27 protein-coding genes, 1 tRNA gene and 2 pseudogenes are annotated in these 23,385 nt (G+C 65.1%); 18 read left to right on the top strand and 12 right to left on the bottom strand.

Features of this window, described 5'->3' with window-relative positions; genetic code table 11:
- Positions 1–34: 34 nt before the first annotated feature.
- Positions 35–1,270: a glycosyl hydrolase gene (locus G1H10_RS11690; protein ID WP_216853172.1), complete on the bottom strand. Its 1,236-nt coding sequence runs from the start codon at positions 1,268–1,270 to the stop codon at positions 35–37.
- On the opposite strand from G1H10_RS11690, the gene G1H10_RS11695 reads away from it, so the two are divergent.
- The 5 genes from G1H10_RS11695 to G1H10_RS11715 all read left to right on the top strand — a co-directional run bounded on the left by G1H10_RS11695 (position 1,248) and on the right by G1H10_RS11715 (position 5,206).
- Positions 1,248–1,841, top strand: a complete 594-nt coding sequence (locus G1H10_RS11695) for a TetR/AcrR family transcriptional regulator (protein ID WP_216853173.1) — start codon at positions 1,248–1,250, stop codon at positions 1,839–1,841. The two genes, G1H10_RS11690 and G1H10_RS11695, sit on opposite strands and share 23 nt — an antisense overlap.
- 319 nt (positions 1,842–2,160) lie before the next feature.
- Positions 2,161–2,850, top strand: a complete 690-nt coding sequence (locus G1H10_RS11700; protein ID WP_163737338.1) for a helix-turn-helix domain-containing protein — start codon at positions 2,161–2,163, stop codon at positions 2,848–2,850.
- A gap of 56 nt (positions 2,851–2,906) precedes the next feature.
- Complete coding sequence (locus G1H10_RS11705) at positions 2,907–3,449, top strand: dihydrofolate reductase family protein (protein ID WP_281354214.1); 543 nt, start codon at positions 2,907–2,909, stop codon at positions 3,447–3,449.
- Between the two features lie 111 nt (positions 3,450–3,560).
- Positions 3,561–4,328 carry an alpha/beta fold hydrolase gene (locus G1H10_RS11710; RefSeq protein WP_174264281.1) on the top strand — a complete coding sequence of 256 codons (768 nt, stop codon included), beginning with the start codon at positions 3,561–3,563 and terminating at the stop codon, positions 4,326–4,328.
- 137 nt (positions 4,329–4,465) lie between these two features.
- Entirely contained in the window at positions 4,466–5,206 is a 741-nt protein-coding gene (locus G1H10_RS11715) for a GNAT family N-acetyltransferase (RefSeq protein ID WP_163737344.1), read from the top strand.
- A gap of 147 nt (positions 5,207–5,353) precedes the next feature.
- On the opposite strand, the gene G1H10_RS11720 is transcribed toward G1H10_RS11715, so the two are convergent.
- Positions 5,354–5,548, bottom strand: a complete 195-nt coding sequence (locus tag G1H10_RS11720; protein ID WP_163737346.1) for a helix-turn-helix transcriptional regulator — start codon at positions 5,546–5,548, stop codon at positions 5,354–5,356.
- Complete coding sequence (locus G1H10_RS11725) at positions 5,545–5,961, bottom strand: hypothetical protein (protein ID WP_163737350.1); 417 nt, start codon at positions 5,959–5,961, stop codon at positions 5,545–5,547. The genes G1H10_RS11720 and G1H10_RS11725 overlap by 4 nt, the downstream gene beginning before the upstream one ends.
- 85 nt (positions 5,962–6,046) lie before the next feature.
- Here G1H10_RS11725 and G1H10_RS11730 point away from each other — a divergent pair, with 85 nt between their 5' ends.
- Positions 6,047–6,238: a hypothetical protein gene (locus G1H10_RS11730; protein ID WP_163737352.1), complete on the top strand. Its 192-nt coding sequence runs from the start codon at positions 6,047–6,049 to the stop codon at positions 6,236–6,238.
- Between the two features lie 89 nt (positions 6,239–6,327).
- Positions 6,328–6,723, top strand: a complete 396-nt coding sequence (locus G1H10_RS11735; RefSeq protein WP_163737356.1) for a DUF2237 family protein — start codon at positions 6,328–6,330, stop codon at positions 6,721–6,723.
- A 155-nt stretch (positions 6,724–6,878) separates the two neighbouring features.
- On the opposite strand, the gene G1H10_RS11740 is transcribed toward G1H10_RS11735, so the two are convergent.
- From G1H10_RS11740 to G1H10_RS11755, 4 genes are all read right to left on the bottom strand, one after another.
- Positions 6,879–7,094 carry a hypothetical protein gene (locus G1H10_RS11740; protein WP_163737360.1) on the bottom strand — a complete coding sequence of 72 codons (216 nt, stop codon included), beginning with the start codon at positions 7,092–7,094 and terminating at the stop codon, positions 6,879–6,881.
- Between the two features lie 133 nt (positions 7,095–7,227).
- Positions 7,228–7,974, bottom strand: coding sequence for an SDR family oxidoreductase (locus G1H10_RS11745; protein ID WP_163737363.1), 747 nt, complete (start codon positions 7,972–7,974; stop codon positions 7,228–7,230).
- A 73-nt stretch (positions 7,975–8,047) separates the two neighbouring features.
- Positions 8,048–9,118, bottom strand: coding sequence for an aldo/keto reductase (locus G1H10_RS11750; RefSeq protein ID WP_163737365.1), 1,071 nt, complete (start codon positions 9,116–9,118; stop codon positions 8,048–8,050).
- Between the two features lie 67 nt (positions 9,119–9,185).
- A complete protein-coding gene (locus G1H10_RS11755; protein ID WP_163737368.1) occupies positions 9,186–9,911 on the bottom strand; it encodes an SDR family oxidoreductase in 726 nt (241 codons plus the stop codon).
- Positions 9,912–10,047: 136 nt separating this feature from the next.
- On the opposite strand from G1H10_RS11755, the gene G1H10_RS11760 reads away from it, so the two are divergent.
- Positions 10,048–10,647 carry a TetR/AcrR family transcriptional regulator gene (locus G1H10_RS11760; protein ID WP_163737371.1) on the top strand — a complete coding sequence of 200 codons (600 nt, stop codon included), beginning with the start codon at positions 10,048–10,050 and terminating at the stop codon, positions 10,645–10,647.
- Here G1H10_RS11760 and G1H10_RS35245 read toward each other — a convergent pair.
- Complete coding sequence (locus G1H10_RS35245) at positions 10,600–10,776, bottom strand: hypothetical protein (RefSeq protein ID WP_446686744.1); 177 nt, start codon at positions 10,774–10,776, stop codon at positions 10,600–10,602. The genes G1H10_RS11760 and G1H10_RS35245 overlap by 48 nt on opposite strands.
- Positions 10,777–11,442: 666 nt before the next feature.
- Positions 11,443–11,880, bottom strand: a complete 438-nt coding sequence (locus tag G1H10_RS11765; protein WP_216853174.1) for a nuclear transport factor 2 family protein — start codon at positions 11,878–11,880, stop codon at positions 11,443–11,445.
- Here G1H10_RS11765 and G1H10_RS35000 point away from each other — a divergent pair.
- The 8 genes and pseudogenes from G1H10_RS35000 to G1H10_RS11805 all read left to right on the top strand — a co-directional run bounded on the left by G1H10_RS35000 (position 11,879) and on the right by G1H10_RS11805 (position 19,002).
- The gene (locus tag G1H10_RS35000; protein WP_216853175.1) at positions 11,879–12,193 is read left to right on the top strand and encodes a recombinase family protein; all 315 of its coding nucleotides are present in this window, start codon (positions 11,879–11,881) and stop codon (positions 12,191–12,193) included. The genes G1H10_RS11765 and G1H10_RS35000 overlap by 2 nt on opposite strands.
- Positions 12,194–12,541: 348 nt before the next feature.
- Positions 12,542–12,799, top strand: a pseudogene (locus G1H10_RS11775) (ATP-binding cassette domain-containing protein); the annotation flags it as partial.
- 398 nt (positions 12,800–13,197) lie between these two features.
- Positions 13,198–14,360: pseudogene (locus G1H10_RS11780) on the top strand (amidohydrolase family protein).
- 389 nt (positions 14,361–14,749) lie between these two features.
- Entirely contained in the window at positions 14,750–15,694 is a 945-nt protein-coding gene (locus tag G1H10_RS11785) for an ABC transporter ATP-binding protein (protein ID WP_163737380.1), read from the top strand.
- Entirely contained in the window at positions 15,691–16,527 is an 837-nt protein-coding gene (locus tag G1H10_RS11790; protein WP_163737383.1) for an ABC transporter permease, read from the top strand. Before G1H10_RS11785 ends, G1H10_RS11790 begins: the two co-directional genes overlap by 4 nt.
- A gap of 53 nt (positions 16,528–16,580) precedes the next feature.
- Complete coding sequence (locus tag G1H10_RS11795) at positions 16,581–17,783, top strand: sensor histidine kinase (RefSeq protein ID WP_163737385.1); 1,203 nt, start codon at positions 16,581–16,583, stop codon at positions 17,781–17,783.
- Positions 17,780–18,454: a response regulator gene (locus tag G1H10_RS11800; RefSeq protein ID WP_163737388.1), complete on the top strand. Its 675-nt coding sequence runs from the start codon at positions 17,780–17,782 to the stop codon at positions 18,452–18,454. The genes G1H10_RS11795 and G1H10_RS11800 overlap by 4 nt, the downstream gene beginning before the upstream one ends.
- A 275-nt stretch (positions 18,455–18,729) precedes the next feature.
- Entirely contained in the window at positions 18,730–19,002 is a 273-nt protein-coding gene (locus G1H10_RS11805) for a hypothetical protein (protein WP_163737390.1), read from the top strand.
- A gap of 15 nt (positions 19,003–19,017) precedes the next feature.
- On the opposite strand, the gene G1H10_RS11810 is transcribed toward G1H10_RS11805, so the two are convergent.
- A tRNA-Ala gene (locus G1H10_RS11810) sits at positions 19,018–19,090 on the bottom strand.
- 271 nt (positions 19,091–19,361) lie between these two features.
- On the opposite strand from G1H10_RS11810, the gene G1H10_RS11815 reads away from it, so the two are divergent.
- Both G1H10_RS11815 and G1H10_RS11820 read left to right on the top strand, forming a co-directional pair.
- Positions 19,362–21,569 carry an MMPL family transporter gene (locus G1H10_RS11815; protein WP_163737394.1) on the top strand — a complete coding sequence of 736 codons (2,208 nt, stop codon included), beginning with the start codon at positions 19,362–19,364 and terminating at the stop codon, positions 21,567–21,569.
- Positions 21,570–21,627: 58 nt separating this feature from the next.
- Complete coding sequence (locus tag G1H10_RS11820; RefSeq protein ID WP_163737397.1) at positions 21,628–22,230, top strand: acyl-CoA-like ligand-binding transcription factor; 603 nt, start codon at positions 21,628–21,630, stop codon at positions 22,228–22,230.
- A gap of 115 nt (positions 22,231–22,345) precedes the next feature.
- On the opposite strand, the gene G1H10_RS11825 is transcribed toward G1H10_RS11820, so the two are convergent.
- Positions 22,346–22,996, bottom strand: a complete 651-nt coding sequence (locus tag G1H10_RS11825; protein WP_163737401.1) for a histidine phosphatase family protein — start codon at positions 22,994–22,996, stop codon at positions 22,346–22,348.
- On the bottom strand, positions 22,993–23,382 hold the full coding sequence (gene rsfS, locus G1H10_RS11830; protein ID WP_163737404.1) for a ribosome silencing factor: 390 nt from the start codon (positions 23,380–23,382) through the stop codon (positions 22,993–22,995). Before rsfS ends, G1H10_RS11825 begins: the two co-directional genes overlap by 4 nt.
- Between the last annotated feature and the right edge of the window lie 3 nt (positions 23,383–23,385).

Raw genomic sequence — 23,385 nt, forward strand, 5'->3', positions numbered from 1 at the left:
TGTGATCAATGGCCGCACGTCGGGTTGTGGAGTATCAGACCGCTCCCGGATTGATCATCATCATTCGGTACACCCGACCGAGGTGGGTGAGCTCGCCGTCGCGGTCGAACAGGGACGTCTGTGCAAAGCGGAGGAAGAACGCGCCGAAACCGGTTGACCTCAGCTTGTCCCACGGCGAGAGCGGTTGTGCAATGAACCATGCCCACCGTTGCACGAGGCGATCGTCGTCGGGATGACCGAACCGGCTGTCCGTGGCCGTGGCGACGAAGCGGAGCGCTTCGTTCATGAACGCCTCGATCTCCTCGGACGCCGAGCCGCGAGTCGGTACGCCTATTTCGGTCAGGATGACGTCTTTGTCGCGCAGATCATGCGCGTCGAGGAGGCGGCGCATCTCGACGATGCGCTCAGCGAACACATCGAACTCCTCGGCGTGCATCACATGGTTGGTCGCCGCGAAGTAGTCGGCGGGGATCGGCGTTCCGTGCTGTTCTTCGTAGGCGCCGATGACCTGACGGAGGTAATCCAGCCCATCCTCCGCGTCGACGATCGCGTCCGTGATGCCCTCGTCCGGCGTCAGGATCGCGGGACCTACCGATACCCGGAACGTGGGGTTCAGAGACATCAGCAACGTGCGGCAGCGGTGAAAATCCTCGGCGTACTGGCTCGGAGATCGTTCGTCGTTCTGATGCTCGTATCCGATCTCGTTGCCGATCAGGAAGATCGTGCCGTCGGGGTAGGCGGCCGGATCGCCGCGGATCGCCTCCTCGACCTCCGCCAGGTGCTCGTCCGATACCTGCCCATCGCCGGGATAGCCGCAGACAAGAGGCACGAACTCCAAGTCAACGTCCTCGTGCGGGCGGAAGTCCCAGTTGAAATACCAGCGCGCACCGATATCACGTAACCCCGGGTCATCACTCTGCACGGCAAGCGCCACCCCACCGCCGCTGGCATCCGCAGCTGTCAAGGGCGATGGTTCAGCCCCCTGCAACTGCGACGGTGGCGATGGCTCGTGGAGAAACACGTACGCCACGGCCAGGAGCGCAACGACGATAGTGACTCCGACGACGATCTTCCGCACGCGAGCACGACTCCGTTTCGAGCGCGCGGCAGTGTCATTCATGCGTGGGATGTTGTCAGCCTCGCAGCCCGTCGGCAAGCTGGTTAGTATTCTGGCTATGCGGCCAGGAACCGAGACAGGCGGCCAAAAGACGCGGACGTTCGTCGAGCAGGCCCGGCGAGCCCAGGTCGTGGAGAGCGCGATCGAGGTCATTGCCAAGGAGGGCTATGCCAATGCCTCGTTGGCACGGATCGCCCGGCACACGGGCATCAGTCGAGGGCTGATCTCGTACCACTTCGCCGGCAAGGACGAGTTGATCTCCCGGGTGCTGGTCACCGTGTTCGGCGAGGTGGCGGCGTATATGGGGCCACGGGTCGAGGCGGAGCGCACGGCGGTCGGCCAGTTGCGTGCCTATATCGAGTCGAACCTCGCCTACATGGACGCACACCGCAGCAGAATCGCCGCCGTAGTGGAGATCATCTCTGGGGGCGGTCTCGCCACGCTTGGAGTCGACCCGATCCAAGCGGAGGAAGAGTCGCTCATGCCGCTGGCGGAGCTCTTTCGCCGTGGCCAGGTCGACGGCGAGTTCCGTGCGTTCGATCCGCTTATCATGGCGCGTTCGGTTCGTGGCGTCATCGACAGCATGGCGCCGCGTGTGACCGACGTCGACCTCGACCTGAAGGCATGCGCCCGCGAGCTGACGACCTTGTTTGAGCTGGCCACCCGGAATCCGAGCCGGCGTGACAACGAATCGCCGGACGTCTCCGGGGCAAAGCCCTCGTGAAGTAGTCGGACACCACCGCGCGAGCTTGCGTCGGCTCGCCGGGCCCGGCTCGGTATCGTCGCGTGTGGAATCGTGGTCTTACTAGCCTTGGGAAACTGCCGCATGGCATGGCTGCTGATCGTCGCCATAGCTATCGGGGCGAGGTGAGGATCTTCGGCCCGCGGCCACGTCACACGCGCCAGCGAGCTCGGGAAGACCGGAACCGTCCTGCTCTGGCTTGTATGACATGAGCGGGCAACACCGAGATGAGACGGTTCCCGTGACGCTTGGAACCGCATCGACGCAGCAAGCAGATCATCGCGAGGTCTAGAATCACGCCGTGGGGCTGATCTTCAACACTGTCGCCGGCGAACTCCCGCTGGTGCAACGGGTGTGGTCGGCGACCTGTGAGGCCACGACCGGCTTCAGCTCGGCAGCCAAAGCCTCCTCCATGATCTGTTTTGCGCGCAGCGATGACAGCGTGACGGTGCACGTCAAAGGACCGGAGACGACGGGCACCCTGATGACGTGCCCGGAGGGCTGGGAGTTCTTCGGGGTGGAGCTACGGCTCGGTGCTTATCTGCCGCCGTATCCGCCCTCCGACCTGACCAACTTCAAAGACGCATTGCTGCCGACCCTGCCGGGCAACCGGATCTCGTTGGACAACCGGGTCTGGGAGATGCCGTCCGCGCAGAACGTCGACGTCTTCGTCGACCGACTGGTACGCGCAGGATTGTTGATCTTTGATCCGCTTGTCGCCGAGATCCGGCACGGCGAGCGACCACGCGGCATGTCGGAACGGATCGCGCAGATCCGGTTCCGTAGAGCCGTCGGGGTCTCGCACCGCAAGCTCGTCAGCATCGAGCGGGCTCGGAACGCTGCGCAACTCCTCACGGCGGGCAGATCGATCGCCGACGTGGTCACCACCAGCGGCTACTACGATCAGTCGCAGCTCGCGCGGGCGATGCGGTGGGCGACCGGCCACACCCCTGGCGAGTTGAGGGCCGGCATCCCGTTTCTCGCGTTGTGATGCGGCTTCGGTTCGATACAAGACGGACCGGTCAGCCGCCTGATTGACTCCCGGACATGCGCAAACTGATCGAATACGACCACCTCTCGATCGACGGGAGGATGTCCGGCGACGCCTGGTGGGCCGGACAACAGAATGTCGTACCCAACGACAATCATTTCGCTTATCAGCTCCGTCTGCTGTCCTCAGCGGTCGGCATCGTGCTCGGCCGGGTGACCTACGAGGGCTTTGTCGAAACCTGGCCGAACATGACCGGCGACGTCGCAGACAAGATCAACTCGTTACCCAAGTATGTCGCCTCCACCACGCTGACCGCGACCACGTGGAACGCTGAAGTACTGGCCGGCGATGCGGTAGATGCGGTCGCCCAGCTCAAAGAGACCGGCGACGGCACATTGGTGAAGTACGGCAACGGCCCGTTCAGCCGGGCGCTGGTCGAGGCGGGTCTGCTCGACGAGCTGCATCTGAGCATCTCCCCCTTCGTCGCTGGGTCCGGTGAGTCGCTGCTGTCCGGTATCCGCACGACCGCCATGGACCTGAAGGAAGTGACCGAGCTTGGCAACGGCACCGTGGTGCTGACCTATGCACCGAGTCGGTAGCCGGTGGGGCCAAGTAGTCGGCGATCTGTCGCCCGCCGATATCCACGTACGTGACGGATGCCGACACCGGGGCGCTGCGTAGCGTCCGTGACGGCGATGAAAGGAATCGACATGGCTCAGGGCACGTACGCCTCCGTGAACGGCATCGACCTCTACTACGAAATCCTCGGCGCCGACCTGCCCGGTCCGCCGCTGATCATGCTGCACGGCGGCGCGTACACGTTCCATCTGAGCTTCGACTCGCTGCTGCCGGCGCTGGCCGCCGAGCGGAAAGTGATCGGCGTCGAGCTGCAGGGACACGGGCATACGGCTGACGTCGACCGCCCCTTCTCCATTCGGCAGTGCGCCGTGGATGTGATCGCGCTGCTCGACCAGCTCGGCATCGAGCAGGCCGGCTTCTTCGGCTACAGCCTGGGCGGGCTGGTCTCAACCGAGGTCGCCGTGCTGGCTCCGGATCGGGTGGGCCGGCTCGTGCTGGCAGCCGCACATTTCGGACCGACCCGTTCCAAGGGCTACTACCCTGAGATCACCGCACTGGAGCTGACTTCGCCTCGGATGCCGACAGAGGAGGAGTCCATGGCCATGCAGCGCGCCTACGAGGACGTGGCGCCGAATCCTGAGGACTTCTTCCCATCCATACAGAAGATCCAGCCGGCGGTGCACGACTTCGAAGGGTGGCCCGATGATCAGCTGGCTCGGCTGACCATGCCGGTCTTGATCATCCTCGGTGACACCGACTTCGTCCGGCTCGAGCACGCCGTCGAGATGAAGCAGCTGCTGCCCAACGCACAACTCGCGATCCTGCCGGGTACCAAGCACCTGCAGGTCATCCGGCCCGACCTAGTGCTGCCGATGGTCAGTGCCTTCCTGCGGCCGTGATTCCCAGCAGGAGTCTGCCGATCATCTCTGGCAGGTCACCTCGTTTGACTGGAGCGGTTCTTTCATGTCTCGTCGGTCCGCCGCAGACCTGCAAAACCAGTCGTGGCGGTCTCGTTCGGACGGCTACGCTCGGCCGCATGGCCCCCTTGATCACCACCCGCGCTGAGAGGCCCGAGTTCGGGTCTGACATCTGGGAGATGCCCGACTCCTGGCCCGCATTCATGGACCATGACCCTGTCGCCTGGTCGCTCTACGGTGTCGCCACCGCCGCCTACCCCGAATTGACGGTAGTCGCCACCGACGAGGGGACGGTCGTTGCGCACGGCCAGGCCACTGCTTTCCGGCAGAATCTGGAGGGCCGACGCGAGCTTCCCGACACCGGCTGGGACCAGGTGCTCATGTGGGTCAACTCCGACCTGCGCAAGGGCATCGAGCCGGACGTGGCCAGCGCGCTCGAGGTGTCAGTGCACCCTGGCTGGCAGGGGCGCGGCATGTCAAGGCTGATCCTCATGGCGATGCGCGAGGCCGCACGGGCCAGGGGATTCGACACCTTGCTCGCGCCAGTCCGCCCTAGCGGCAAGCACCTCGAGCCGGCCACACCGATGAGCGAGTACGCGTATCGAACCCGCGCGGATGGGCTACCCGAAGATCCGTGGCTGCGCATACACGTCCGCGCTGGCGGCGTCATCGAAAAGATCGCGCCCGCCTCCATGGTCGTCGGGTCCTCGCTCACGAACTGGCGCACGTGGACCGGACTCCCATTCGATGTGGACGGCCTCGTCGAGGTCCCGCACGCGCTCACTCTCGTTCACAGTGCGCCCGCGCACGACCACGCTGTGTACGTGGAGCCGAATGTGTGGGTGCGGCACCGGTTGTGAGCCTGTTCCGGCCCTCGGCAATGGCGTCGTACCGGACCAAGCTGGAGAAGTGATCAGCCGCCCCTGCACCTCTGACAATGAGGAGATCCGCCGCGCGGCGGCATCCAGGTTCCATCTCTAGTAACAGAGTTGGACAGCTTCCGCACCTCATTCGTCGTCGGCGAAGATGTCCTCGATCCTCAGGTTGAACACCCGGGCGAGACGGAACGCGACAGGCAGGCTGGGGTCGAACTTGCCCGTCTCGATCGCGTTGATCGACTGTCGTGACACGCCGATGCGCTGAGCCAGGTCGGCTTGCGTCCAGGAGCGTTCGGCCCGCAGGTCCGCGATGCGGTTCTTCATCGGTACCTGATCCAGCCGACGATGACAGCGATCACGTAGACGACGCCCAGCAGGGCGGGGAAGATCGCGATGTGGAGGTCGTCGGCGACGAGGCCTGCGTCGTCCGCGACGACGTATCCGAACCCGGCGACCCAACCTGTCCCGAATGCCACCGCCAGTGCATTCTGGATGATCTTGCGCCAAAGATCATCCAGTGCAAGGAGGAAACGGGCGAAGGCGATGATCCAGGCGACACCAGCGAGAACGTTGACGGCGACGGCGGCCCAGCTTGCCACCCGCTGCGAGTCCCACACGAACTCGGGGCCGAATCTGGCCACGGCAAGCGTCGCGACCCAGATCAGTGTCCAGAGCGCAAGCCGAGCGGTCGCCCTGTTCGAGTCCCGATAGCTTGCGGCCTCATCGCGTGCTTGCACGGGCTGCCTCCCTCGGTCTCCCGAGTCAAGTAGACTTGACTTTCATCCGGAATATAGACGATACGCGTGAGGTTCAGGAGACGCCATGCCCAGCTACCGGGTGCAGAACCAGTACGTCAAGCACGGGTTCATCGACCATGCCGAAGACAAGATCGAGGAGGCGATCCAACCCGTCCTGGAAGCGGGAACGGCGAACGGCTGGACACTTCACTCGTTCCAGGCCACGGCTGCGGCGAAGGGCACCAATCTCGTCTTCATCTGGCAACTGCCCGACTGACACCGGCGCCTCACCACAGCTCGCGCGAGTTGGCAGCGGATGGCCTCCACGCGGTTGACGAGGCGTCCGCAGCGCAAAATGCTGGTGGTATGACAGGTGAGCGAAACGTTCTCGGCGGCGATCTTGAACACTGCGGCACCGATCCGTTGACGGGTTTCTACCGGGACGGCTGCTGCCGTACCGGTCCGGAGGATATCGGCGGCCACACGGTGTGCGCGGTGGTCTCACGCGAGTTCCTCGAGCAGCAGCAGCGCATAGGCAACGACCTGACTACCGCGCGACCGGAGTACAGCTTCGCCGGGTTGAGCCCCGGAGACCGGTGGTGCGTGTGTGCGGAGCGCTGGCTACAGGCGTACCAGATGGGTGCGGCGGCACCCGTCGTGCTGGCTGCCACGGACATCCGGGCCCTGGATATCATCCCGTTGGACGCGTTGCGCGAGCACGCCGTGGACGTCCCCGCCGATCTGAGCGGCCTCGACGACTAGGAGCCGACGGCGAGGACGGCCGGCCCTGGTCTTGGCCTCACTCACGCGCAGCACCGAGCAGCTCTCGGTGGGAGTGTGGCGCCGAAAACGCGTCAGTAGCCGTCCAGGCCTTGCTCCGGCTCGAGAAGCAGGCAACTGCGATCCGCGAAACCACGTCACCGGGACACTGAGCGCATCACCGATTCGAGATCGGCCTCGCCCTCGGAACTCTGGGCGCCCTGTTGGAGCGCCGTGCGCATGAGTTGCTGGGCGGCCGGCTGCCCGACGAGCAGGGACCAGGCTGCTTCTTCTTGCAGGTAGCCAGCCGTCAGGTCAGCCGAGACCAGCGCGGCCTTCGCCTTCTCGATGACGCCGTCAGGGAGGGCAGCCATGTTCGCGGCGATTGTGTCGACAAGGGTGTCGAGGTCCGTAGCGGGGACGGACCGGTTGCGCCCCCTACCCCGCTCGGGCGAGACTTTACCTTCCCGGCGGGCCTTACGCCCGCGGCAGGATGGCAGCGCGTGCTCAGAGTTGGGTTTCGCCGCCGTCCACGGTCAGCTCGATGCCGGTGGTGTAGGTGGCGTCGAACGCGAGGAACGCTGCCGCCTTGGCGAACTCATCGACGGTGCCGTAGCGCTTCATGGGGTTGCTCTGGGTCCGTTCCGCCCGGAATTCCTCTTCGGCTTCCTTGGACAAGCCCATCGTTTCCAGAATCCCTGAGTCGATGGGCCCCGGGCTGATCGCATTGACCCGGATTCCGCTGGGGAGCAGCTCGCTGGAGAAGGTGCGCGCCATCGAACGCAGCGCCGCCTTACCGGCCGAGTAGACACTCGTCTGCGCCATTCCCATGACGTTCGCGATCGACGTGGTGAGGACGATCCCAGCGTTCGAGCTCAGCATCGGTGCGAGCTTCTGCACCGTGAAGAAGGCTCCCTTGACGTTGATCGCGAACAGCTCGTCGTACATCTCCTCGGTCGTCGACTCCAGCGGCGTAAGGAGTGAGATGCCGGCGTTGACGAACAGAGCCTCGACCGACCCAAGCTCGATCTTCACGCGGTCGGCGAGCATGTCCAGGTCGGACAGCGAGGCCACATCGGCCTGGACGGCCACGGCATTCTCACCGAGCCGCTCGCGCGCAGCGTCGAGCTTGGCCTGGGAACGGCCGGTGATCACCACGCGGGCTCCGCCTTGCACCAGCAGCTCCGCGAGGGCGAGCCCCATGCCGCTGCTGCCTCCGGTAATCACGACATTCTTGTCGCTGTACTTACCCATGTCTGGTTGCTCCGTTCCATTATTAACGTCGTGATATGTATCCGGATGTCGCTGTCCGTCGGACGAGGACGCATCAGCGGCGGGTCTCGATCGTCATGTCACCCGAGGTGACCGCGCGGATGTGGTCACTGGCGAGCAGTCCGTGCGGATTGCCGAGGTCGATGGCGCTGACCTCGTCGAGGCGAGCCAGGTGGGACGCAGAGAGATCAACCTCCAGGGCACCCAGGTTGACCTCTAGTTGAGCGAGGGTGCGGGCGCCGATGATGGGTGCTGTCACGCCCTGGGAGTGCAGGGCCCAGGCGAGTGAGACCTGGGCGGGGGTGCGGTCCAGTTCCGCGGCGATCTCCTTCACCGCATCGGCGATCGCGAGGGTGCGGTCAGTAACCATTCCCAGGGCGGCGTTGAGGCTCTTGCGGCTGCCCGCGCTTTCGCCAGCGACGGTGCCTATCGGGTTCAGGTCGTCCCGGCTGTACTTGCCGGTGAGCAGTCCTCCGCCCAGCGGGGAGAAGGCGACCACGCCGAGTCCCATCTCGCGGGCCATCGGGATGAGGTCACGCTCCCCGGTGCGTTCGATCAAGCTGTACTCGATCTCCAGCGCGACCAGTGGCGACCAACCGCGCAGGTCGGCGATCGCCTGCATGCGCGAGACCTGCCAGGCCGGGGCGCTGGAGATGCCCACGTACAGAACCTTGCCCCGCCTGACCAGGTCGTCCAGGCCGCGCAGGATCTCCTCCACCGGCGTCCTGAAGTCCCATACGTTGACATAGAGCAGATCGATGTAGTCGGTGTTCAGCTGCCGCAGGCTGGCTTCCACCGACCCCACCATGCTCTTGCGGTGCGTACCCCCGGAATTGGGGTCACCGGATTGGCGCAGCGTCGAGTACTTCGTCGACAGCACCATCTTGTCGCGGTTGCTGCGGGCGAACTCGCCCAGCATCTGCTCGGAGCTGCCGTTGGTGTAGGTGCTGGCGGTGTCGAAGAAGTTGCCGCCGAGTTCGGTGTAACGATCGAAGAGCCTGCGCGCCTCGTCACGCTCGGCGCCCCAGCCCCACTCGGTACCGAACGTCGCCGTGCCCAGTGCGAGCGGTGAGACTCGGAGTCCGGACCGGCCCAGCAGCCGATAGGTGTCGAGTGTGAGTGCCATCGTGTTCTCCTGTAGTTGCTGTTTCGTGGCGTTCGGGAGGTGCGGCTTGGTGAGAGCTCGCCCGAGTTCAGGCGCCGAGTCCGTAGCCGCCTGCCACGGTGATGTCCTGGCCGGTGACGTAGCCAGCGGCCTCCGAGCCGAGGAAGGCCACCGCCTCCGCGACCTCCTGGGGCGACCCGAAGCGCCCAAACGGGATGTTCGCTGCCATGGCGTCCCGGCCCTCCTGGGGCACCCCGAGCTTGTCGAACAGCGGCGTGTCGGTGGCCCCCGGGCTCACGGCGTTGACGCGAATTCGGCGCGGAGCCAGCTCGAGCGCGAGCGAGGGCAGCATTGCCAACAGCGCGCCGCGCGTCGCCGCACCAACCGTGGCACCAGGACTGCCCACGCGAGCCGCAACGCCGACGGTCAGCACGATCGAGCCGCCGTCGTTCATGAGAGGAAGTGCCTTTTGCAGGGTGAAGTACTGACCCTTGAAGTTGACGTCGACCTGCTGGTCGAACGAGTCCTCCGCCACCTCGACTACCGGTGCCGGACGGAAGATCCCCGCGTTGAGGAAGAGCAGGTCCAGTGACCCGAACCTCTCCGACACCACAGCCATCAACGCGTCAGTCTCGGCCAGAACGCTCGCATCGGACCGGACGACGAGTACGTCGTCGGGGAGCTCGGACTGTACCCGCGCCAGGGAATCAGGATTCTGCCCGGTAACCGCGACCTGGTAACCGCGGGCGTGCAGCAGCTCGGCCGTTGCTCGGCCGATCCCCGTCGTCCCTCCGATGATGAGAGCTGTAGGCATGGTGGACCCTTTCGTTGCTGAGGAAGTGCGAACCCAGTCGAAACGGGGATGTCCCCGTTTGACTTACGGTACACTGAACCGGGGAGCTCCCCACTTAATTCCCACGTCTCATCAGAAACTTCCGATCACCTAGGCCATGACACCTCCACCCAGCACCCAGCACGGCGCTCAGCTCGGCGCCCACCGCAGCACCCTGCGTGCCGACGCACAGCGCAACCGCGAGCAGCTCATCGCCACTGCCACCGAAGCCTTCGCATCCGGACGCGCGATCTCACTTGACGCGATCGCCAAACGCGCAGGGGTCGGAAACGCCACCCTCTATCGACATTTCCCCACCCGGGAAGACCTGGTCGAAGAGGTCTACCGGGACCAGATCCGGCCCCTACGCGAAGACGCGCACGCCCTGCTAGCCACCAAGCCACCCGCGCAAGCCCTCCACGCATGGATGCTTCGATTCGCCGACTGGGTCAGCGAACGACGCGGCATCTGCGAAGCCCTGGTCGCCATGAGCGCCTCGGGCCGTTTCGGCACCGGACCAGTCTGCGACGAGGTCCAGCAGATCCTGACGATGATGCTCGAGACTGGCGCTGCGGCAGGAGAACTACGCGACGACATCGACCCGGTCGACGTCGGCAGCATCCTCGCCGGGCTCTTCTCGGTAGCCGGCGCCCCCGAGCAACGCCCCCAGCTAAACCGCATGCTGGGCATCCTCATCGACGGACTCAAACACCGCTGAGGAGATCGGCGGGTCGCCCTCAGAGTCAGCACCGTGCTGAGATCCGGCCTTGCCTCGCTCGGGTCGGCAGCTGGCCACGCGGTCAGGTCGGAAGGTACGGACCTCCTCGCTCAAGCGGTCGTGCCCCATGACGTACCAGCGCCACCGTGCGCGACGATCCCCTACGGCTCGATGGTTGCGGTGCGTGCGGCGCCCCTAGGTCGATATGCCCGAGCCGCCGTCGATCAAGCGGCGATCGGCCCCGGCGGGCCCGGCAACTCGGTGCCGATCAAGTCGAGGAGTTGAACGCGGGCTGCCAGGCCGGCACGACGGTGTACGAACTCAGTGACCGATTCGGCATCGAACGGCGAACGGTCAGCAACATCCTCCACCGACACGGCGTACCGATGCGCCGCCGCGGCCTCCCCCGACCAGGTTGACCACGCCATCCACCTCTACAACCTCGGCAGGTGCTGAACACGCTGCGTGAACGCGGCATCCCCACGCGAGACACCCACGGACGTCCATCTCCTACACAGCCATGGCAAGAAGCTCTACCTACAACCGAACTCCGTTCCACGTTCGTGGCACACGTAGGTTCTCATGCTTGATTGCGCTTTCTCATTGATTCTGCGCCTATCTTGCACTTGCACAGTTTCGATGAGAATCGAACCGCAGGACGGGGACAGTCGTGGCGGCTCGGCATCCGATGCCGTAGCTTGTTGCCGCGATGCATCAATGCCGCCGGCCCGCTTTGCAACGACCGGCGGCGTGATAACACCGCCTTTGTGGCCTCTCCGAGGTCGCTGCGGGCCATCAGCCGGTCGAGCAGGCCTTCGCAATCGCTGCGGTGTCCCAGTAGAACGGATGCACCTCGGTGATGCGCCCGTCCTCGACCGTGATCGTCTGCAGGATCGGGAAGCGCAGCTCACGCCCGGTGGCCCGGGCACGTGCGCGCACGCGAGTCAGGACGACGAGTGGACTCGTGTCACTGAGGAACTCCTGATCCACCATCTCGAAGGCGTCCCACGCTTGGCTCATCGCGAGAAAGAACTGCTTCAGACCTTCATGGCCGCGCCAGATTCCCCCGTAGGGCAGGGAGTCTGCCTGGTGCAGCACAACATCCGGGGCAAAGTATGGTACGAGCAGCGCGAACGACGCACTCCCCGGACCACCCGCGGCGAGATACTCAGCCTCCGCTGCATACATACCTTTGAGCACGGACATGGCGGCCGTTGTCGATGACATAGTCATGACGATCACCCTGGATCATCACACCACGCTTCGCTGGCGGGAATCCGCCGTCGCGATCTCCTGGCGCCCAGCCAGTGGTCGCCCACCTGGCAACCAGCACACAAGGCGCCCCGGCGCCATGACTTCTGCGACGAACGCACAGCACGGAGAAAGCGAAGTAGCGATGAGAAAACTGTCACGCATGGCGCGCAACCGGCTCGACGATGCAATGGTCATGGATGACCTCCGCAAGCGCGGCGTGACCCTAGCATCTGCGACAGAGTCCATCGACGACTCACCCGCTGGAGAACCTCGTCGTGGCCAAGTCACCTGAGTGGCGCGCCCCAAAGTCCACTCGGGTAGATCGTCGCTATGGATGGCACCCACTGGTTCACCGTGGCGGCTATAACGCCGAGAAGCAATCGATCAGCAAGCAGACGAGGATATCCATAGAGTTGCTTGCGCCGGGCGGAACGGTTGTGTCCCGCCCGGGAATGGGGTCAATGCGTCGCCCAGGGGAAGCGTGTCGCATCGGAAGGGGCCGTTCCCACACCGCCCTGTAACCGAGCTCGTGCCTACTGCAGACGCAGTAGCCGCGATTGCCTGCGCAGAGACGACGACTGGCGCAGTTGTGATGCGGATGATGGGACATACACAACCACCTTCAAGGAGCACCAACGAGATGATCGACGTCACCAACCTCACGAAACACTACGGCAGACACATCGCCGTCGATGACCTGAGCTTCACCGTCAGACCCGGTGTGGTCACGGCCTTCCTCGGCCCCAACGGCGCGGGGAAGACGACGACGATGCGCATGATCCTCGGGCTCGACAGGCCCACCGCGGGGCGGGCGCTGGTGAACGGCCGACCGTTCGAGCAGCACCGGGCGCCGCTGCGCGAGATCGGGGCGCTGATCGACGCGAAGGGCATCAACCCCCGGGCTTGACAGCCTGATCGCCATGACGACTGAACTACGGGCGCCTAGCCCACACGATCCGATCCCAGACCGAAGAGATCACCGGCCAAGACGACGGATGCACGAGGCACCTCCCAGATACTCCCGGAGGAGTACCGATTGCCCTCCTGCCAGCGGATAGTGACCCGTGCGTTCTCGTTCACAGTGACAGGGCATCCCCCAACCCAAAGGAACATGTCCTGAACGCGATCGCCACCACCTGACCTCTGGCCCGCCCCGGGCCGGTCACGTCGCGCCACGCCCGCGCACTCGCCGAGATCCGCACGGAGCTGTCATGCCCCTCGAGGATGGACGCCTCGGCCTGTTCCACGAACTCGCCGACGCTCACTACACAACACAACAAAGGAGCACATACAGACATGAAACCGATCGAACAAGGCCCAGCGCAACCGTTGATTGGGCGCCGCAGTTTTGTCACTCACGCGGCTGCACTCGGCGCTGGCGTTGGATTGTCCGCGACGGCATTCGCGTTATTCGACGACGACAAAAAAGACCCGGAAATCTCGCGTGATGACCAGGATATCTCGCTTCGTGACCAAGATCTGAAATTTATCGGCACGGAGGAGACCTTTTCGACTCCCGAGTTGTTGATGTTGAACTCCATCAACGAGGATCACATAGCGTTCCTTGAGGAAATAGGTCTTTCGGATCTAGGGGAACGCCGCATCGGCGATATGGACGAGGGGGGACTCAACGTTCAAATCCTCTCTGCGCATACGCCGTCCGTACAAAATGTCCCTGGGCAAGAGGGCATCGACTTTGCCTATCGCCTCAACCGGCAGCTCATCGACGGACCAATGGCCAGTTATCCGGGCCGCTTCCAGGCTTTCGCCACCTTGCCCTTGCAGAGCCCGGAGGCGGCGGCGGACGAACTGGAACGTTCGGTTCGGGACGACGGTTTCTTGGGCGCACTGACCAACGGACACATCGGGAAGAAGTATCTCGATCATCCCGATTTTGAGCCCGTGCTGGCGCGTGCCGAAGCTCTCGATGTGCCGATCTACCTGCATCCCGGCTATCCAGCTGACGAGATTTTCCAGATCTACTACAGCACGACACGGTCGGAATACACGAAAGAGTACCAAGATTACATTTTCAGTGGGTCTGGATATGGCTGGCACCAGGAGGTGCTGACCCAATGCATCCGGATGATCGCGTACGGGGTTTTCGACAGATTCCCCGATCTGAAGATTATCGTCGGCCACATGGGCGAAGGTCTTCCGTTCTACTACGAGCGGATCGCCGGAGACATGGGCGAGCCGACCGAAGACTCGCTCGAGAAGCCTTTCGAGCAATACTTCCAGGACAACTTCTGGTTCACAACCAGCGCGTTCTTCCAGAATGAGCTGCTCCATCTCTTGCTGAAATACATCAGTATAGATCGAGTGATGTTCGCAACCGACTATCCTTCGCAGGCATCAAAGAAGGGACCGACTGGTTCCGAGCAGTCGATCTTCCGCGTGAGGACAAGGAAAAGATTGCGTTCCGCAATGCCGAGAATCTGTTCGGCATAAAGGTCTGACGCATCGGGCCCGACCGAGGCATCCCGCTTGTTCCCGAGTCAACGGCGGCTCAGCAGCGGTGACTTTGGCGGTGCCGTGAAGGTACAGCCAAAATACACGCATTCAGCGCACGAAGGTGCCGTCAGACAAATTCGAAGCGGTATCCATTGAGGACGTGGTGACCCTGAACCGCGCGTCGCCACGGGGTCAGTTTCCAACCGTTGTTGACAAATGCGTCGCCCGGGGAAGCGTGTCGCATCGGAAGGGGCCGTTCCCACACCGCCCTGTAACCGAGCTCGTGCCTACTGCAGACGCAGTAGCCGCGATTGCCTGCGCAGAGACGACGACTGGCGCAGTTGTGATGCGGATGATGGGACATACACAACCACCTTCAAGGAGCACCAACGAGATGATCGACGTCACCAACCTCACGAAACACTACGGCAGACACATCGCCGTCGATGACCTGAGCTTCACCGTCAGACCCGGTGTGGTCACGGCCTTCCTCGGCCCCAACGGCGCGGGGAAGACGACGACGATGCGCATGATCCTCGGGCTCGACAGGCCCACCGCGGGGCGGGCGCTGGTGAACGGCCGACCGTTCGAGCAGCACCGGGCGCCGCTGCGCGAGATCGGGGCGCTGATCGACGCGAAGGGCACCCATCCGGGCCGCCCTGCCCGCGATCACCTCTCGGCGCTCGCCGCCACCACGGGCATCTCGAAGCGCCGTGTCGGCAAGGTGCTCGACCTCGTGGGTTTGAGCGAGGTGGCCGATCGCCGCAGCGGCGGCTTCTCACTCGGGATGGGACAACGCCTCGGCATCGCGTCCGCCCTACTCGGCGATCCGCACACGGTGATGCTGGATGAGCCGGTGAACGGCCTCGATCCGGAGGGAGTCCTGTGGATCCGCAATCTGCTCAAGTCGCTGGCAGCCGAGGGACGCACGGTTCTCGTGTCCTCGCACCTGATGAGCGAGATGGCGCTCACGGCCGAGCACTTCATCATCGTCGGGCGGGGACGTTTGATCGCCGACATGTCGGGCTCCGAGCTCACCGCGATGACCGAGCCAACCAGCGTCCGCGTCCGGTCGCCGCACGCCCGCCAGCTTCGTGATCTGCTCGCCGGCGACGCGACCGACATCGCGATCCGCGGCCACGACCTATTCGACGTCGTCGGTGTGGACGCCGACGAGATCGGCGCTCGAGCGCGGTCGGCGAACTTGCAGCTCCAGGAGCTGACACCCGCACGAGCCTCGTTGGAGGACATCTTCATCGATCTCACCAAGGACGCCGTGGACTACCACGGCGCCACCGATTCCACCAACAGCACGCACAAACTGGAGAACCCGCGATGAGCACCACCAACACGACACTGGTCCCACCAGCCGGATCGCCACGAGCCGACGACGTGTCGGCCCAGAACGTCACCCTTCCTCGGGTCATCCGATCGGAGTGGATCAAGTTGCGATCGCTCCGCTCGATGATCGTCACGCTGGCCCTGACCGCCGCCGCCGTCATCGCCACCGGCGTGTTGGTGTCGATGCTCAGCAACGGCGCCCCCATAGCTGCCGATGGCGAGGGGATCTACGACCCCGCAGGCAACAGCCTGTTCGGGGCGACGCTCGCCCAAGTCGTGCTCGGCGTCATGGGCGCGCTGGTCGTCACGTCGGAGTACTCGACGGGTCTGATCCGCACGACGCTCACCGCAGTGCCCCGGCGGCTGCCAGTGTTGTGGGCCAAGGTGGTCGTCGTCGCTGCTGCTGCGTTCGCCACGATGGTGGCATCGCTATCGGTGGCCTTCTTCGTCGGACAGGCTGTCTATAGCGGTGGCGGGCCGTCGGCGTCACTGTCCGACCCAGGTGTGCTCCGAGCCGTGCTCGCGGCGGCGCTGTTCCCGACCGCGATCGCAGTGATGGGTGTTGCCTTCGGCGCGTTGATGCGGCACACCGCGACAGCGATCGGCATCCTGGTCGCGATCTTGTTCGTCCTGCCCACGCTGTTCGAGACGCTGGGCGGAGTGTGGGGCGATGCTGTCGAATACCTCCCGAGCGAAGCGGGACAGGCGATGATTGCTGTCGTCAGGGAATCGGGCGATATGTCACCGAGCGTTGCTCTGCTCGTGCTGATCGGCTGGATCGGGGTCCTGCTCGCCGCAGGCACGATCGCCCTCAAGCGCCGAGACGCGTGAGGATCGCCGACCTGCGATGGGGCTCAAACGCACAGCACGTACAGGTGTCTGCCTTGTCTAACGTCTCGGGCATCGATCGCTCGTGGCCAGCACTGCGCACCGCCGTCGCCGATCTGGCGATCGCCGCCGCCGTCTACGCTGGGGGCCTGATCTACGAGGCGGTCGACGCTGGCGACGTCGGCGCCAGCCTCGATGCCGTCGACTTCGTCACGTGCGCTGGCGCAGCGGCCCTGATCCTGCTGCGCCGGCGTGCCCCGCTGCCGGTGTTAGTGGTCGCGATGGTCGCCGCCGTGTGGTCGCTGATCCCGGACGATGACCCAGGTGAGCTCCGGGTCGCTGCGATCATCGCTCTGTACACCGTGGCGTCGACGTCGGGCCGCAGGACCGCCTGGACGGCCGGCGCGGCGACGGCAGCTGCGCTGTATGTGACGGCGGCGGTCACATCACCGGGCCCGTGGTACGACGGTGAGAACCTGGAGCTGATCGCCTGGGCCAGTCTCGCCACAGCGGCAGGCGACGCAGTGAGGAGCAGACGCGCATACAACCTGGCACGGCAGGAGAGAGCGACAGCCCTTCAAGATCGCGCCGAACGCGCAGAACATGCGCTCGAGGAGGAAGCCAGGCGGCAAGTGATCGAGGAGCGCATGCGCATCGCTCGCGAGCTGCACGACGTGGTCGCTCACCACATCGCCGTGATCAACGTCCAAGCTGGGGTCGCCGCACACCTGCTACGGGACGACCCGACCGGTGCGCAGGAAGCTCTCACGCACGTCCGTCGCGGAGCCGCAAGCGTGCTCGACGAGTTGAGCAGCATCCTCAGCGTGATCCGCCAGTCCGACGAAGCCACCTCGACGACAGACCCTCTCCCCACCCTCGACGACCTGCAACGCCTCATCGCCGACTTCGCCAACGTCGGCCTCGAGATCGAATGGCACACCGCTGGCACGCGCAGACCGGTGGCGCCGACGATCGGCCTCGCCGCCTACCGGATCATCCAGGAATCCCTGACCAACGCCCATCGCTACGGCTGTCATCATCGAGCCACCCTACGACTCACCTACGAGCGCGATACGCTGCGCATCGAGATCCTCAACGACATCGACACCGACCGACCAATGGGAACGCCACGAGGACACGGCACCGTCGGCATGCGAGAGAGGGCCGCCGCCGCCGGTGGCACGATCGAGATCGGGCCAACCGCAGGCGGCCAGTTCCGCGTCCATGCCACCCTCCACACCGAACAGGCCGAACCATGACGATCCGTGTGCTGCTCGCCGACGACCAAGCGCTCATTCGTGCGGGCTTCAAGGCCCTGATCGACTCCGCCCCCGATCTCACCGTCGTCGCCGAAGCGGCAACCGGCGCCGAGGCCGTGACGCAAGCCCGGTCGAGCCGCGCTGACATCGTGCTGATGGACATCCGCATGCCCGACATGGACGGCATCGCGGCGACACGAGCTATCACGACAGACGACGACATGGCCGGTGTCCGTGTCGTCATCCTCACCACCTTCGAGATCGACGACCTCGTGATCAGCGCCGTCCAGGCCGGAGCCAGCGGGTTCCTCGGCAAAGGCGTCGACTCCGCTGAACTCCTCGACGCGATCCGCATCGTCGCCTCCGGTGAGGCACTGCTCTCCCCGCGAGCGACGAGCGGTCTCCTGGCCCAGCTCCGCCACCACGAGCGGCCCTTCCCGACGACCGAATCCGAACGGTTCAACAGCCTCACCGCACGCGAGCGCGAGCTCACGACGCTCGTTGCAACTGGACTCAGCAACGACGACATCGCCGAACGCCTCCACCTCTCACCGCTCACCGTCAAGACCCACGTCAACCGGGCCATGATGAAACTCGGGGTGCGCGACCGCGCCCAACTCGTGGTCCTCGCTTACGAAGGTGGGCTCATCCAGCCCGGCCGGCAACCATGACCCTTGGCACAGAGCTGGGGGCGGGAGGCCGTCGACTTGCTGGGAGTCGCGCGCCCGTGCGGCGACTCGTTCCTTTGGAGGTTGGCATGAAGCGTCGCGTGGCCGGTGTTCACCACCGTCAATCTCAATCGGGACTACGTGGCGGATCAGGTGTTCTGGCAGAACGCCCCGATCCTGTACGGCCGGCTTGAAGCACGCGCGATCCTCGACGCCCGCTTCTCCGAGCAGGCACAGATTCTGGCTCTGGGAGAAGACCGGACCGGTTACCTGTTGCCGTGGCTGGAAGAGCTGGTTGCGCTGAGCATCGACGGGCCGCACCCGGAGCGCTTCTACCGAATGCAGTCCCTCGCCTGTGCAACCAGGCGTTCTTCACCCGCATCTACCTCGAAGAAGACGACGACGGGGAGCTGCGGGTCGAGCGCTCCCACCCGTTCGACATGCTGCTCGACCCCGGCGTCCAAGCCGACGCCGCAGCGTGGGCCGGCGGCGGGACCCTGGCAGCACACGAGGCCCAAACCCGCCAAATGTTGGATCAGGCGAAAGTTTGAACCTCGTGCGTCGGGTGGAGCTAAGGGGATTCGAACCCCTGACCTCCTCCATGCCATGGAGGCGCGCTACCAACTGCGCCATAGCCCCTCGTGGACAGCGATGCTAGCTTAGCCGACTCTCGGCCGAAGTTCATAATCGACTACCGTCACCGCACTGAGCAGCAGCTTCACGTCGGCACGTCGAGTCCGCATACAAAAGCCACCGAACCCCCTTGCACCCCGAGAAAAGTGGCAGTTACTGTGAAAAGAGAGTAACTGTCAGGTTGGGTTCGGTCCCGCGGACCACATGCCAGGCAGCGCTCGCAAGCCCGTCGGCTGCTCCCGCAGCCGTTGTACAGATTGCGCGAACGGAGCGAACGGTGGCGACAATCCTCTACCGACTGGGCCGGTTCTCGTACCGGAGCCGCCGGCTGGTCGGCCTCATCTGGTTAGCGGTCGTGGTGGCGGTCGGGGTAGCCGCCGCGACACTCTCCGACTCGACCTCTGACTCCTTCTCGATCCCCGGAACCGAGTCTCAGGAAGCCTTCGATCTGCTCGGCGAGCGCTTCCCTGAGATGGACCTCAACGGCGCATCGGCGCGGGTCGTCTTCCAGACACCTGAGGGTGAGACCGTTCAGGAGCCCGAGAACCGCCAAACCGTGGAAGCCGTGCTGGAAGAGATCGCGGCCGGCCCGCAGGTCGCACGCATCGACAGCCCGTTCGACACCGGGCTGGTCTCAGAGGACGGTACGATCGCGCTCGCCGAGGTCACCTACACGGTCGAGTTCTACGACGTCGTCGATCTCGACGACGAGGCCCGCGACGTCCTGCACGACGCCGCCGATACCGGCCGTGACGCGGGCTTGACCGTGGAACTCGGCGGGCCCGTCCTGGAAGAGCAGCCAGAGATCAGCAGCGAACTGATCGGTCTGGCCATCGCCGCCCTGGTCCTGATCATCACGTTCGGCTCGCTGCTCGCCGCAGGAATGCCGCTGGTCACCGGCGTTACCGGGGTGACCATCGGGATCGCCGCCATCACTGCCGGTACCGCATTCCTGGACCTCGGCACGACGACGCCCATTCTCGCCACCATGCTGGGCCTGGCGGTCGGCATCGACTACGCGTTGTTCATCATGTCCCGCTACCGGCACGAGCTGGCGATCCGCCACGACGGCGCAGAGGCCGCCGGGCGCGCGCTCGGCACGGCCGGCTCCGCCGTCGTCTTCGCCGGGCTCACTGTCATGATCGCCCTGTCCGGATTGTCCGTCGTAGGGATCCCGATCCTCACCGAGATGGGCCTCGCCGCCGCGCTGACCGTCGGGATCGCCGTCGTCATCGCGCTGACCCTGCTGCCCGCCCTCCTCGGCTTCGCCGGCCGTCGTGTCCTCTCCACGCGGATACCCGGCCTCAAAGTGCGCGACCCCGAGGACGACAGCCGCCCGACGATGGGCCGCCGCTGGGCGAGTTTCGTCGTCCGCCGCCCGGTGGCCGTGTTGACCGTCGCCGTCGTCGGTCTCGGTGTCCTGGCCCTCCCCGTCACCGACCTCCGCCTCGGCTTCCCTGACGAGGGCACGTACCCGGAACACACCACCCAACGCCAGGCGTACGACCTCACCGCCGAGGGCTTCGGTCCCGGATTCAACGGGCCCCTGCTGGTCGTCGCCGACATGAACGACGTGTCCGCGCCAGAGCAGGCGGCCGAGGACCTACACGCGACCCTGTCCGGCCTGGATAACGTCCAGATGGCCGCGCCGCCGCAGTTCAACCAGGCCGGTGACACCGCCGTCTTCAGTGTCGTGCCGCTGACCGGCCCTGACCACGAGGACACCGAGCAGCTGGTGAACACCATCCGCTCGGACGTCAACGCACAGGCCGACCAGGCCGGCGCCGAGCTCAGCGTGACCGGCTCGACTGCTGTGTTCATCGACTTCAACGACAAGATGGGCGACGCCCTGCTGCCCTACCTCAGCGTCGTGGTCGGGTTGTCCTTCATCCTGCTCATGATCGTGTTCCGGTCGATCATCGTGCCGCTGAAGGCTGCACTCGGCTTCCTGCTGACCATCGCCGCCACCTTCGGTGCTCTGGTCGCCGTCTTCCAGTGGGGCTGGCTGACCGGTCTGCTCGGGCTTCAGGAGACCGGGTCGGTCATCAGCCTGCTGCCCATCTTCATCATCGGCGTCGTGTTCGGCCTGGCGATGGACTACGAGGTCTTCCTGGTGACGCGGATGCGTGAGGAATACGTCCACGGGGCGGCGCCGACGTCCGCCGTCACCGTGGGGTTCCAGCACGGTGCACGGGTGGTCGCTGCGGCAGCGATCATCATGATCAGCGTCTTCGGTGGATTCATCCTGGGCGACGTGAGCGACATCGTCCAGATCGGTTTCGCATTAGCCGTCGCCATCGCGTTCGACGCCTTCATCGTCCGCATGACCATCGTGCCGTCGGTGCTGGCCCTGGTCGGCGCACGCGCATGGTGGCTCCCCAGATGGCTGGACCGGCTGCTGCCCAACGTCGACGTCGAGGGCGAACGACTCGCCCGCTACCTCCAGGCGCAGGAACGCAGCCCGGACACCACCGAGGTCAGATAGGACGTTCACCATGTGGGCGATCCTCACAGCAGCGGCCAGACCAGTGAGAATAGCCGCTATGGGCTCGCGTGGACACGCACCGCAAGCAGGATTGCGGGAACGCAAGAAAGAACGCACGCGTTCCCGCATCCAGGATCACGCGCTCCGTCTCTATCTGAAACAGGGGTACAGCCGGACCACCGTCGAGCAGATCGCCGAAGCCGCCGACGTCTCGCAGAGCACCTTCTTCCGATACTTCTCCACCAAGGCGGAGACGGTGCTCTACGACCGGTTTGATCCCGTGTTCTTGGAGAAGTTCGGGCACCAGCCCGCCGAGCTCGCCCCATTCGATGCGCTCCGCCGGGCTCTCTGGGAGGTGTTCGAGGAGATCGAGCCCGAAGCGTTGATGCTGGAGCAGAGCCGGTGGCGGCTCGTGGCCGAGGAACCGGAGCTACGCGCGTCGCTACCGGAAGGGACCCGGCAGGGCACGGCCATGCTGGCCAACGCCGTCGCCGAGCGCGTCGGCCGCCGACCGGACGACCTCGCCATCCGGATCTGGGTAGGGGCCCTGGTCGGAGCGATATACGCGGCCTTCTTCGCCGCCACAGAGGACCCGGACGGGAATTACCTCGAGTACATCGACGCCGCCATCGCCCAGCTCGAAGCCGGCCTCCCCCTATGAGCCCTCACATCGCCGGAAAGCGGGGTAAGGGGGGCTCTCCAGGGTTCGGACGGGCATCGGCGAGTGAGGAACGAACGAGCCGCGGGCGGGGAGAGCCTCCCCTTACCCCGCGTGCTCAGCCTTCTTCGATGGCCACCGGCGTCGGGAGGGTCCCGGCGTTGTGCTCGACCAGGATCCAGCCCTCGTCGCCGTGCTCGCCGTCGTTCCGGCGCAGCATCGACCACGAGCAGTTGGACAGCCCACCGATGTTGGTGAACAGCTTCAGGGGCATGCCGATCAACGACGCGATCCCGAGCCGGGCCGCACCACCGTGAGTGGTCAGTACCGCCAGCCCGTCGTCGTCGAGTCTGGCCGCGGCATCCTGCACCGCAGCGACCATCCGGTCGGCGACTTCCTGCCGGGTCTCGCCACCGCCGACGCGCAGCAGCGGATCACCGGAACGCCACGCCTTGTACTCGTCCGGCCAGCGCGCCGCGATCTCCGCCGCCGTGCACCCCTGCCACTCCCCGGCGAACGTCTCCCGTAGCCGCTGGTCGGTCTCGTACGGCTTGCCGGTCAGCGCCGACAGCGTCGCCATCGTGTCCTGGGTGCGCTTCAGGTCGGACGCGACCAGCAGATCCGGCTCCAGCGACGCCAGCCGCGCCGCGGTCTCCCGGGCCTGCTGCCGCCCGACGTCGTCCAGGTCGACGTCCGTCTGACCCTGGAACCTGCCGGCAGCGTTCCACTCGGTCCTGCCGTGTCTCCACAGGACGACCCGCCGACTCACTCCCCCACTCCGTTGCGGCCCACGTGGACGCTCTCCGGCAGTTCGATGACGGGACAGTCCTTCCACAGCCGCTCAAGGGCGTAGTAGGAACGCTCTTCGGCATGCTGCACATGGACGACGATGTCCACATAGTCCAGCAACACCCACCGTCCCTCGCGCTCACCCTCGCGTCGCACCGGCTTGGCCTCGAGCATGCGCAGTCGTTCCTCGATGGCTTCGACAATGGCTCTGACCTGGCGGTCATTGGGGGCGGAGCAGACGACGAACGCGTCGGTGATGGCCAACTGGTCCGAGACGTCGAACGCGACGATCTCGTCGGCCAGCTTGTCGGCTGCCGCCTCGGCAGCGGCGAAGGCAAGTTGTGTAGCGCGGTCGGTAGCGGGCAAATC

Origin of the sequence: Phytoactinopolyspora halotolerans (assembly GCF_010550675.1) — a bacterium.
GTDB lineage: Bacteria > Actinomycetota > Actinomycetes > Jiangellales > Jiangellaceae > Phytoactinopolyspora > Phytoactinopolyspora halotolerans.